Here is a 12,366-nt window from a genome sequence, read left to right as displayed (position 1 = left end):
AAGCGCCCAACTTTCCCCGCTCGACCGATCTGAAGAATGGTCTCGTGTTGTCCGTGCACCTTCCGGATCGGGCTGATTGCAACGGCAGCTTGTAATTGTTCAACCTTATACAATCAAACAACCTGAATTACGTTGCGTTCGCATAGGTATTTTCATGTATATGCATCCTATTTAGGCATTTTTTTATTCTTTTACGTTCAGATTCGTATCGAGCCTGCCAAAAGCGGCCGATTCCTGAAGGTAAGGTAAGTAACGGATGTCAAATTTACATAAGAGCGCATCGAGCCGGTTCAAATTCAGAATCGCCCACAAGCTTGTGGCATTGCTGCTGGTCTTCAGCCTGGTCCCCGCGGCGACGATCTTCCTGTTCTATAAATTTGAGGGAAGCGAGTTCAGGCAAGCGTTCAGAAAGCCCGTCGAACAACTGGCCGTGGCGATCGGCGATGTGATCGACCGGAATTTGTTCGAGCGGTATGGCGACGTTCAGGCTTTCGCACTGAATGCTTCCGTCAAGGACACCTCAAACTGGGGAAGCACCGGCGCGGACAACCCGCTCATCCAGTCGATGAACGGATATACGACCGGTTACGGGATCTACAGGTTGATGCTGGTTCTGGATCTCGACGGCAACGTGGTCGCCGCGAATACAGTGACCGCGACGGGCAAACCGCTGGATACCGCGCCGATGATCGGCAAGAATTTCGGCAAGCAGACCTGGTTTGCCAAGGCGCGCGATCACGAGTTTCTTGTCGGCCCGAATGGCATGACCGGAACGGCCGTTGAGCAACCCGAGCGGATCGACATCGTCGCGAATTTGTACAAGGACGATGGCTATGTGATCCCGTTCTCCGCACCTATCTCCGGAACGGACGGAAAGCCCATTGGCGTCTGGGTCAACTTCGCGGATTTCGGTCTGGTCGAAGAAATCGTGGGCACTTTCTACAACGGGCTTGCCAATGAAGGCAAAAAGAGCGCGGAGATAACCGTGCTCGACCCGGAAGGTAAGATTATCGTCGATTACGATCCCGTCGGGCAAGGCTGGACCACTTACCGGCGCAATCCGGATATTATCGGGAAATTCAATCTTGCGGAAAAGGTTGAAGCCGCGCAAAAAGCCGTTGCCGGTGAAACGGGCAGCATGGACGCTGTTCATGCGCGCAAGAAAGTCGAGCAGGCAGCCGGATACGCACATTCGGACGGTGCCTACGATTACCCGGGTCTCAAATGGTCCGTTCTGGTTCGCATACCGGTCGACGAAGCCTATACCATCATCAACAAGGTCAACGAGGTGATGGTGATCGTCCTTGCTGCGGCGGTGGTCTTGATCGCCGGTCTCGGCCTGTTCGTCGGACGGGCGGCAGCCAAACCCATTCAGAAGATGACGTCTGCCATGGTCGAACTCGCCAGCGGAAGTCAGGAAGCGCTGGAGACCGTCGAGGTTCCCTCGAGCGATCGTAGCGACGAACTGGGCGACATGGCCGCGGCGGTGCAGATCTTCAAGGAAAACGCCCTGGAGCGCGTCCGCATGCGCACCGAACGCGAAGCGGAACAGGAAGCCAGGGCGGCCCGCCAGCAACGTGTCGAAGAGCTCATCTCTTCCTTCCGTGGCACCGTGCAGGACGTCCTGCAGGTGGTGGCGGCGAACACTGGCCAGATGGAAACATCCGCGGCCTCCCTGCTCGACACAGCGAACGAAACCAGCTCGCGTGCAAACAACGTTTCCGCTGCATCCGAACAGGCTTCCGCCAACGTACAGTCGGTCGCCAGTGCTTCCGAAGAAATGGCTTCGTCGATCAACGAGATCGCCCGCCAGATCAGCCAGACCAAGGCGACGGTCGAAAAGGCAAACGCGGCGACGGATGAAACCAATGCCAAGATAGGCGGACTGGCCGAGGCCGCGATGAAAATCGGCGAGGTCGTCTCGCTTATCCAGGACATTGCCGAGCAGACCAATCTTCTTGCCTTGAATGCAACGATAGAGGCTGCGCGGGCTGGTGAAGCAGGCAGAGGGTTCGCCGTCGTGGCTGCCGAGGTCAAGGAGCTGGCAACGCAGACGGCAAAAGCGACAGAGGCGATTTCGGGCCAGATCAACGGCATTCAGAGCGAAACCGAGAGCTCGGTCCAGGCAATTGCCGTGATCGCTGAAACCATGCGGGAAATCTTTGCTGCGACAGAGGCCATTGCGGCGTCGGTCGAAGAACAGAGCGCATCGACCTCTGAAATTTCGGAAAACGTTCAGCAGGCCGCCAAAGGCGCGAGCGAGGTTTCGGAGAACATCGTCGGCGTAAGCAACTCTACCGTCGAAAGCCAAAATTCCGCGGAGAAAATGCTAACGGCGACGCGTGAGGTCACCTCCAATGCGGAAAGAATGCAGCAGGTTGTCGATGCGTTCATTGCTGACGTGACCGCGGCCTGATCCAACCGTGAGCCGCTCTCGCTGAAGCTGCGGCAGGCGAGCAACCGGATGTTCTCCGTTCGCGGCGGGACTGCCGTTCTCAATGAAACGCCCGGAGAAGCCGTCTTCTCCGGGCGTGTCGTTTCGCTCTGCCGCAGGTCGCGGTGCCTGACCGGTGATCGGCCTGGTTTCAGGTCAGCGCGGGTTCCCGAACGCCGGCCTTCGACCTTGCAAGCTGGCCGGAATCGTCGTCCGGCAGCGATTTCGGCCGGTCTGGTTTTCCACCTTTTGGCGCCGCAGGCGGCTTGCGCCAGGGCTGGCTCTTGTACCAGCCGGCGACATAGGCAACCGCGATCAGGGCGAGGAAACCGAGCAGGTTGGACAGGATCTGCGGGATCCAGTCGCCCCGGCCCCAGACCATGTCGCGCAACAGGCCGGCCGCCTGGGCAATGACGAGGCTGGCCATGAAGACCGGCAGCGACTGCTGGCCGACCTTCTGGACGATCTTGACGAAGCGTCCCCACAGCGCGCCATGCCCGAGCAGGCGCTTGCCGTGCTCTCCGGCAGCCACCCAGGCAACATAGGCCAGCGCCAGGAAATGGAGATAGCGGAACAGGCCGAACTCGGTCTTGATCCACAGAGGCCGGATTGCTTCACGGATCTCGCGCGCCCAGACCCAGTCCAGGTGGTATTCGCCGTAGACCCGGAAATAGGCGAACGGGATCGTGACCAGAACCACGGCGATGCAGACGAGCACGAGGGTCCGGTTCACGGGCGGTGCCGGGATCCAGCCGCGCATGAAGGCGAAGCCGGTGAAGAACAGCATCTGCCAGGCGAATGGATTGAAGAACCACTCCCGGTCCGACCAGGGTTCCGCCGGAAGGCTGAGAAGATCGAACTGGGACGCGAGCCAGAGACCGATGGACACGGCGAAAGCGGCTTTGACCGAATACCGTGCCGCCAGCATGATCACCGGGATCAGCGCCAGGATGACCACATACATCGGCAGGATGTCGAAATAGTTCGGCACCCAGGTGAGTGTCAGAAGGCCCGGCAAGGACACTTCGGTCTTGTCGTAGAGGTGCCACAGGTTGAGCGACGCCACGTAATCCTGGGTCAGGCCGCAGCAGTCGTTCAGGAAGTTGCTTTCATGCAGCATCACCAGGCCGACGGCAATCACCAGGAACTGGCCGATATGGGCCCAGTAGACCTGCCACATGCGATGCAGGATCCGGGCCGCCCCCATGCCCCAGCCGTGAATGTCGAAGATCTTGCCGAAGGCAATCGCCGACGCCATTCCGGAGCAGAAGACGAAGATTTCCGTGGCATCGGAAAAACCGAACCGGGCGGGAATCCAGAGCGTCCACCAGTTGTTGGGCAGATGAGCAACATAGATGATGAACATTCCCAGCCCGCGGAAAAAATCCAGGCGCGGGTCGCGGGGGCGTTTCGTGTGTGTGTGCGCGTTCACGTCGTTTCCAAAAAAAAGAGCTTACCGGGCGAGGGTGTCAGGCTGAAAAATTGGCCCGCAGCTTTTTGTCTTCCATCACCCCTTGAGCACGGTGCATCTTCTCGCACGTCTCGAGACGCTGTTCGGCGAACCGGTCGAGAGCGCCGCGCTTGTGGGTGCGGCTCTTGATAAGCCTTTCCGCGTCACCGGGCAATCCGGCCCGCAGGGCCGCGTCTATGGTGATCCGCTCGAAGACATCGCGCTGGGCGTGCGACCCGCCGATGAGGTAAAGGTCGTCCCGGGCGGAGGTCAGGAGCGTGAAGGCGGAGGCATAATTGCCTTTCCGGTACTGTTCCAGGCCCAGGCCCGTGGGCAGGCCGGCTTCGGCGCAGATGTGGCCGATATCCGTTTCGCTCTTGGCCCGCTGTTTCAGCCCGGCCAGCAGCCGGTCCGCGCCCATGCGGCGGCCGCCATTGAGCAGGGCAAGCAGGTAATGAAGGTCGGCAAAGACGTTGCAGCCGTCTTCCGCCCGCTTGTCGGAGAGGAGCGCGAGCTCGTCCCAGCGGGCGCCTGTGTCGACACCCTCCAGTTCCAGCCGCACCAGCAGGGAGGCGGCATTCGAGATGTCGCGGTAGTCGTCGGTCTTGTCCTTGCGAATGTCCGTGTCGTAGAGCGCCAGAGCCCTGTCCGCTTCGCCCTGGTCCAGATACATCAGGGCCAGGTGCCACCAGACGTGATAGCCGAAGTTGTTGCAATGGGCCCAGCCGTCCGGGTGGTTCTCCAGCCAGCCGGCGCCTTCTTCGGAGCGCCCGGTCATGTCATGCACGTGGGCGACCGCGTGCAGCCCCCAGGCGTCGTCGCGGGCATATTCCAGGCCGCGCCGCCCCGAGGCTTCCGCGAGCCTGTAGTCGCCGGTTTCCTCCAGCGAGAAGGCGCGGCACCCCATCAGGTAGCCATAGGCGGGATGGTTTTCGTCATAGGCGGAGAAAACGCGTTCGATGGATTGGCGCATGCCGGTCGAGTCACCGAGCACGAAGCGGATGGCATGCACCAGCTTCATCGTGAGGGCATCCTCGGGAACCTTGACCAGCGACGCGTCCAGAATGTCCGCGGACCGGCTGGGAAACCCCTGCAGCCAGGCGTCGAGCGCGTCGACGACCGCCGTCTCCCGGTCGGTCAGGCCGGTCTGCATCGCGGAGGCGCGGGCAATCGACAGGCATTCGCGGGCGGTGGCATAGAGTTCCTTGCGTCCGAGCAGCAGGCAGAACAATCCGCGCGCCGCGTGGCCGAGGGCGAAGTCCGGCGCAAGGCCCAGGCAGGTTTCAAGATGCTGTGGAGTTGTCTTGCCATGGGCCAGGAACGCCCTGACGGTTTCATTCCAGGCCGCGAGCGCGTCCTTGTCAGACAGTGTTAGGTCATACCCGAATTGATCACTCAGACGCATAACTGGCCTTTTCGTTTCCCGGGCCGGAGTGCCGGAATCCGCATCTTCGCGGGATTCGACAGGTTTCAGGCCGATGAATTTCTAACGCTAAAATTCCGCAGGCTGCACTTGAACTGCAAAACACAAAAAGGTGTTGGCAATGTGTAGGCGATCAAAGGGTAGTTTCGTTGCGAAATTATGGCCGTCCGAGGGCAGGGCCGCGTGCGCGTTCCCTTGATCGCGACAGGCTCCCGTTCCATAAGGTCGGTCGATGGCCGGCAAACACGTTCGCGCGGACCCCAGGATGACCATGACCATTCAGAAATCGCAGCTTGTTGTCGCCGCTATTGCCTGCAGCCTGCTCGGCCTGGTTGCCCTCGGCGCCTATGGCGAGGCCGGGGCGCGTCAGGCGGCGGCAACCCTGATCGGCGGGCTGGCGGGCCTGTCCCTTTATCATGCCAGTTTCGGGTTCACGGCGGCCTGGCGGCGGATCGTCACGGAAAAACGCGGCGCGGGCCTGCGCGCGCAGTTTGTCCTGATCCTGCTCACCAGCGTGGTGTCCTTTCCGCTGATCGCCTGGGGCAGCGGCTTCGGCTGGCCCACCGGCGGCTTCGTTTTCCCTTTCGGCATTGCCGCGGCGCTGGGAGCGTTCATGTTCGGTCTCGGCATGCAGCTGGGCGGCGGCTGCGGGTCCGGCACGCTGTTCACCGCCGGTGGCGGTTCCACGCGGATGATGATCACCCTTGCGGCCTTTGTCCTGGGATCGGTCGTCGCGACGGCCCATTTGCATCTGTGGGGCCGCCTGCCGAAACTCCCGGCGGTCTCCCTGATCAAGGAGTTCGGTCCTCATGGCGCCTTTCTTTTGACCGCCCTGGTTCTGGGCGGGTTTGCGTTGCTGACGGTATGGATTGAGCGAAGGGAACACGGCGAGATCGCTGCGCCGCGCCCGACCCAATCGTTGCTCAGGGGGCCCTGGTCGCCGATGCTGGGGGCGATCATGCTCGCCATCGTCGGCATCGCGACATTCGTGGTGGTCGGGCGGCCCTGGGGCATTACCTCCGCGTTCGCGCTCTGGGGCGCCAAGACCTTCCAGACGATCGGAATCCCGGTTGAGAACTGGCCCTACTGGACCTGGCAGCCCGCCGCGCTGGAAAATTCCGTATTGCGCGACACCACTTCCGTCATGGATTTCGGCGTGATCCTCGGCGCCATGGCAGCCGCGGCGCTGGCGGGACGTTTCGCGCCGGTCTGGCACCTGAACCGCCGCGATGTCCTGACCGCGCTCGCCGGCGGTCTTTTGATGGGCTACGGCGCCCGTCTCGCCTATGGCTGCAATATCGGCGCCTATCTTGGCGGTCTTGTGTCCGGGTCCCTGCATGGCTGGCTGTGGCTCGCGTTCGGTTTTCTCGGCAGCCTGGCCGGCACCCGTTTGCGCCTGAAGCTGGGGATGGGCTGAAGCTGGCGATAGGCTGACAGCAGCGCACACCGCATTGTGAGCCGCCCGTGAGCAGAAGGCCGCTAGGGTTCCCGCAATCGTCTTACTGTTAGCGGGAGTTGGAAGCATGCGCTTGTTGATCTTGTATGTCGTGATGGCCCTGACGACCACCGGGATCTCCCGGGCCGAGGGACTTTCCGAACGGGAAGGCTGGCGGGTCGTACCGACCGACAAGGCCTTCGAGACGCTGGTCGAAGACCTGAAGACGGCCATCAAGGCGGACAAGATGGGCCTGATCACCCAGGCAAGCGCTTCGGCGGGAGCCAAGGGGCGCGGCATCAGCATTCCCGGCAACCGGGTCATCGGCGTCTATCGCAACGATTATGCGGTGCGCATGCTGGAGGCATCCGTCGCGGCAGGCATCGAGGCGCCGATCCGGTTCTATGTCACCGAGAACAGTGACGGTACGGCGACCCTGTCCTGGAAAACGCCGAGTTTCGTGTTCGCGCCTTACATGGACGAGGGGGGAGAGGCTTTGGCGGCGCTGGCCGCCGAGCTGGATCTTGTCTTCCGGTCCATCGCCGACGGGGCTGTGGCGTCGAGGTAACAGGTGACCCGCTTGCGCATCTGTTGGGCAGACGAGAACGGATTTTGGGCTTGTGCAACCGCATTTGCGGCCTCACATTAATCATGTCGTCAACAACTGAAAGGAGGTGTGCCCATGTCTAATGAGTATCGGAACGTGGCCCATGTGTCTGGGCGGAATGGAACGATGCCAGAGCAGCCTCTGGTATTGAACGGTTTCGCTGGGATTTGATCCGGACTTTGTGTCACGTCGATCTCATGGGAGGGCCGCTTCGCGGCCCTCTTTTGATTCCGAAGTCCGGTCGGTAAGGTGGCTGCCGGTGAATTTTTCCACCTTGTAAAAATTTTTTCAGTTGTAGATTTTATTTAGAAAACCTTAAGTCGCATTACGTATGCGTAATTTTGACAGATCAAAAAACCTCCATTTCTCCAGCCGCTTGGAGGGAACGGTTGCGCCGCCGAACAGTGGCGATTGTTGAGCTTTTCTGATTATTTCACGGCTAAAGCATTATTTTTCCAGCTAAATTTCGCTTGTCCATGTGGTCAAATGTCAGAAGACTGACACAAAGTTGACATGGGGCATGGACTACCTACCGCCCCAGATCCGCATCGGCAGTTTGGGGAAAATCTATCATGAGCTGGCATTTCCGTTTTGGCCTCATCCTTGGCAACCGTCATCCGAATTTTCTGGAAGGCACCGACTGGTCCGACCTCATTCTAGGTTTCGGTGGAGATGACGTGATCGAGGCCGGCGGCGGCAACGACACCGTCCTCGCGGGCCGTGGCGATGACTGGATCCATGGTGGTGCCGGCAACGATTACCTTGACGGCGGCCGCGGCTTCGACACAGCGGCGTTTGACGGCTCGATCTTCGACTACGACATCAACCTGTGCCGCGGCTGGTTTTCCTCGACGGCCCTCGTCACCCGCTTCGGCGACGATGGCCGCCCGGTGGAGGTCGACTACCTGAAACGCGTCGAGGCACTGCATTTCGCTGAGGAAGACTACACGCTTTACCTGGATGGACGGAACAACGCGGTGCTGGCGCTGGACGACGCTGCCGCCACGGATGAAGACACGGCGCTGACCCTGACCTTCGACGATCTTCTGGCAAACGACACCGACTTTGACGGGGACACGTTGACCGTCACGCAGGTTGACGCCTTGAGTGGCCTGGGCGCGGTGATCTCGGTTGTCGACGGCAAGGTGATCTACAGCCCCGCCGGCGTGTTCGATGCGCTCAAGGAAGGGGAAACCGTCACGGACAGCTTCAGCTACACGGTGGATGACGGCCATGGCGGCAGCTCCACGGCAACCGTGAGCGTGACCGTGACCGGTACCAACGATGCCCCGGAACTTGAGCTGGTCCCAAGCGTTGAGTTTGCCGAGAACGGCTCGGACGTGGTGGCGACCGCCACTGCCAGCGATGTCGACAGTGACGGTGTCGGATTTTCCCTGTCCGGCGACGACGCGGCGCTGTTCACCATAGATGAAACCACCGGCGAGATCCGGTTTGTCGCGGCACCGGATTTCGAAATGCCGGCCGACGCCGATGGCGACAATGCCTATGAGCTTGTTGTCACCGCGACGGACACGGAAGGCGCCACCGATGCGCAGGCGGTCACCGTCAATGTCACCGACGTGGTGGAAGTCCCGGAGGTCGATGCCCGCATCAACGAGTTCCACTACGACAACGCCGGCACCGACACCGGAGAATTCGTCGAGATCCGCACGGCGGCCGGCGATGACGTCTCGTTTCTGGAAATCGTCCTGATCAATGGCAACAACGGGTCGCAATATAATCGCATCGGTGTTTCCGGCCTCACAATGACCAGTGACGGCACCCATGACTATTACGTCTGGGAGCTGCCCACGAACGGCATGCAGAATGGGGCACCGGACGGGCTGGCGCTGGTCAATGGCGGTTCGGTCCTGGAGTTTCTGAGCTACGAGGGCGAGATCGAGACAACGATCGACGGCCAGTCCGTGACCTCGACCGATATCGGTGTTGCCGAGACCGGCGGGACGGAGATCGGCCAGTCCCTGCAGCGCAACGACGATGACAGCTGGAACGAGGCCGCCGCCGAAACGAGGGGCGCGGCCAACGAGGCACCGGGCATCGAACTCAACGCCCGGATCAACGAATTCCATTACGACAATGCCGGCACCGACACGGGCGAATTCGTCGAGATCCGGGTGAATGCGGGAGCCGATGTCTCGGCCCTCGATGTGCGCCTGATCAACGGCAATGGGGGAGCGCAATACAATCTTGCCGCTGTTTCCGGCCTGACCATGACCAGCGACGGCACCTTCGACTATTACGTCTGGGACCTGCCTTCGAACGGCCTCCAGAACGGGGCGCCGGACGGCATCGCCTTGGTGAATGACGGCGAAGTGGTCGAGTTTCTCACCTATGAAGGGGTCATCACCACAACGATCGAAGGCGTCGAGGTGACCTCGACGGATGTCGGTGTCGCCGAAAGCAGCGACACGGCGGCGGGAGAGTCCCTGCAGCGCAACGAGGACGGCTCCTGGAGCGAAGCCGCCCCGGAGACAAAAGGCGCTGAAAACGCAGGTGGGACCGGTCCGCTCATTGAGGCACGCATCAACGAAATCCACTACGACAATGACGGTACCGACACCGGCGAATTCGTGGAGATCCGGGTCAATGCCGACGCCGATGTCGGCGGCCTCCAGGTGCAGCTGATCAACGGCAATGGCGGGGCCAGCTACAACAGCGTCGATGTTTCGACGCTCACCATGACCAGCGACGGCACCTATGACTATTACGTCTGGGACCTTCCCTCGAACGGCATCCAGAACGGGGCGCCGGACGGGGTTGCCCTGGTCAACGGCACGGACGTGGTCGAGTTCCTCTCCTACGAGGGAGAGATGACGGCAACCATCGCCGGCACGGAAGTCACTTCCACCGACATCGGTGTGTCCGAAAGCAACGCGACACCGGCCGGCCAGTCCCTGCAGCGCAACGAGGACGGCTCCTGGAATGCCCCAGCGGCGGAAACCAGGGGAGAAGCCAATGACGGCGGCACCGGCGGCGAACCGACGGCCCGCTTCATTTCGGAGATCCAGGGCACCGGTTCCGCGAGCCTGCTGGTCGGTGACTATGTGCTGGTCTCGGCCGTGGTCACCTACACCACCGCCAACGGCTTCTTCCTTCAGGAGGAGGATGCCGATGCCGACGGCGACATCCTGACGTCGGAAGGCATTTTCGTTTTCACCGGCGGCGAGCCGTCCGTCGTGGTCGGCGACACGGTCGATGTTGCCGGCACCGTCGAGGAATTCTTCGGCATGACCCAGCTGGGCAGCGCCGAGGTGACGAAAACCGGCACGACCACGCTGCCGACGGCTGCGGCCATCCAGCTGTCCCAGGTTGCCACCAATTACGAACAGTATGAGGGCATGCGCATCTCGGTCACCTCCGGTATCGAGAACGAGCGCGTGACCATCATCGAAAACTTCAACTTCGACCGCTTCGGCGACATCACCGTCAGCGCCGGCACACAAACCCAGGCAACCCAGCTCTATGATGCCCAGACTGAAGCCGACGAAATCGCGGCCCATGTCGACGGCAACATGAACAACCGTCTGGTGATTACGGACGGCACATCCAGCCAGAACCCGGACAGCTACGGCTACGTCGCCAACAACACCGCCGGCGACGACGGCGACGGCATTCTGAGTGCCGGGGATGATTTCTCCGCCGGGGGGCCGACGCTCCGTCTCGGGGCGGAAATGAACTCGGCGATCGAAGGGGTGCTTACCTACGAGTTCGGCGAGTACAAGGTCCTGGTCGACGGCACGCTCGACATCGACGAAGCCACCAATTCCGGCGCCCGCCAGGACATGCCGGACGATGTCGGCGGCGAGATCCAGGTGGCCAGCTTCAACGTGCTGAACTATTTCACCACCTTCTCCGGCGGCACCGGCCCGAACGGCGATCTCAGCCCGCGCGGCGCCGACAGCCAGGCCGAATTCGATCGGCAGACCGCCAAGATCGTCGACGCGATGATCAAGACCGGCGCGGAGGTTTTCGCGCTGCAGGAGATCGAAAACAACGGGTTCAGCGATGCGTCCGCCATTGCCGCGCTGGTCGACGCACTCAATGCCAGGGCCCTGGTGGATGGCACCGGAGCTGTCTATGACTACGCCAACCCGCTCGGCGGCGACGGCTTCCTCGGCACGGATGCGATCATGACCGGGATCGTCTACGACACCACGCAGTTGACGCTTGTCCATGCAGAAGGCCTGGTGTTCGGGGAGACCTCCGCAGCGGACACCTATGCCATTGCCGAGTTCCTGAACACCTATGTCTCCTCAAGCGATCAGGTCGGCGATTTCCAACGCAACCGGCCGAGCACGATCGCGACCTTCCGGGATGCCAATGGCGAGGTCTTCACCATCGCCTCCAGCCACTTCAAGTCCAAGGGCGACAGCAACCTGCAGGATCTGGCCGACGGTGTGCAGGCGGCCCTGGATGGCGGCTCGGTGCCGGCAGGCGAGGTCGCGGCCGTGCAGGCTGCGCTGGACGCGCTGACCGCCGATCCGAATTTCGACCAGGGCAACGGCCAGGGGTTCTGGAACCAGGTCCGCGCGGACGCGGCCGGTGAACTGGCCGCCTATCTGGAGGGGGGCTATGCCGACGCTCTGGCGGGTCTCGGCATTGCCGACCCGGACTATCTGCTGATGGGCGATTTCAACGCCTATGCCGAGGAAGATCCGGTCCAGGCCGTGCGCGACGATGCCGGCTACACCGACCTGATCGACCAATTCCTCGGCCAGGACGAGGCCTACAGCTACGTCTTCGACGGCCAGCAGGGCACGCTCGACCAGGCCCTGGCCTCCGAGTCGCTCGCCAACCAGGTGACCGACCTGACCGAATGGCACATCAACGCCGACGAGCCGGATCTCCTCAACTACGACCAGGATTTCAACGATCCGGGCTTCTACAACGAAGACCCTTTCGCGGCCTCCGACCACGACCCGGTCATCCTGGGCCTCAATCTCGGTGCTCAGGGCGACGCACTGCTGGCCTGATCACAAGCCGTTGGAGACATGAA

6 protein-coding genes are annotated in these 12,366 nt (G+C 61.5%); 4 read left to right on the top strand and 2 right to left on the bottom strand.

Annotated features, from left to right (window positions below):
• Window positions 1–256 precede the first annotated feature (256 nt).
• Window positions 257–2,416: a methyl-accepting chemotaxis protein gene (locus tag O6760_RS03800; RefSeq protein WP_269584155.1), complete on the top strand. Its 2,160-nt coding sequence runs from the start codon at window positions 257–259 to the stop codon at window positions 2,414–2,416.
• Between the two features lie 169 nt (window positions 2,417–2,585).
• On the opposite strand, the gene O6760_RS03795 is transcribed toward O6760_RS03800, so the two are convergent.
• On the bottom strand, window positions 2,586–3,800 hold the full coding sequence (locus tag O6760_RS03795) for an OpgC domain-containing protein (RefSeq protein ID WP_269586213.1): 1,215 nt from the start codon (window positions 3,798–3,800) through the stop codon (window positions 2,586–2,588).
• Window positions 3,801–3,903: 103 nt separating this feature from the next.
• Window positions 3,904–5,289: a tetratricopeptide repeat protein gene (locus O6760_RS03790; RefSeq protein ID WP_269584154.1), complete on the bottom strand. Its 1,386-nt coding sequence runs from the start codon at window positions 5,287–5,289 to the stop codon at window positions 3,904–3,906.
• Window positions 5,290–5,572: 283 nt separating this feature from the next.
• Here O6760_RS03790 and O6760_RS03785 point away from each other — a divergent pair, with 283 nt between their 5' ends.
• From O6760_RS03785 to O6760_RS03775, 3 genes are all read left to right on the top strand, one after another.
• Window positions 5,573–6,724: a YeeE/YedE family protein gene (locus O6760_RS03785; protein ID WP_269584153.1), complete on the top strand. Its 1,152-nt coding sequence runs from the start codon at window positions 5,573–5,575 to the stop codon at window positions 6,722–6,724.
• A 106-nt stretch (window positions 6,725–6,830) separates the two neighbouring features.
• A complete protein-coding gene (locus tag O6760_RS03780; protein ID WP_269584152.1) occupies window positions 6,831–7,310 on the top strand; it encodes a DUF302 domain-containing protein in 480 nt (159 codons plus the stop codon).
• 611 nt (window positions 7,311–7,921) lie between these two features.
• On the top strand, window positions 7,922–12,343 hold the full coding sequence (locus O6760_RS03775; protein ID WP_269584151.1) for an ExeM/NucH family extracellular endonuclease: 4,422 nt from the start codon (window positions 7,922–7,924) through the stop codon (window positions 12,341–12,343).
• Window positions 12,344–12,366: the final 23 nt, after the last annotated feature.

Source organism: Roseibium sp. Sym1 (genome assembly GCF_027359675.1).
Classification (GTDB): Bacteria; Pseudomonadota; Alphaproteobacteria; order Rhizobiales; family Stappiaceae; genus Roseibium.
This window is presented reverse-complemented; position numbering and strand designations above follow the sequence as displayed.

Coding starts and splice junctions, on each gene's coding strand:
- O6760_RS03780 (WP_269584152.1), top strand. CDS start 6,831: ATGCGCTTGTTGATCTTGTATGTCGTGATGGCCCTGACGACCACCGGG.
- O6760_RS03785 (WP_269584153.1), top strand. CDS start 5,573: ATGACCATGACCATTCAGAAATCGCAGCTTGTTGTCGCCGCTATTGCC.
- O6760_RS03775 (WP_269584151.1), top strand. CDS start 7,922: ATGAGCTGGCATTTCCGTTTTGGCCTCATCCTTGGCAACCGTCATCCG.
- O6760_RS03800 (WP_269584155.1), top strand. CDS start 257: ATGTCAAATTTACATAAGAGCGCATCGAGCCGGTTCAAATTCAGAATC.
- O6760_RS03795 (WP_269586213.1), bottom strand. CDS start 3,800: ATGTTCATCATCTATGTTGCTCATCTGCCCAACAACTGGTGGACGCTC.
- O6760_RS03790 (WP_269584154.1), bottom strand. CDS start 5,289: ATGCGTCTGAGTGATCAATTCGGGTATGACCTAACACTGTCTGACAAG.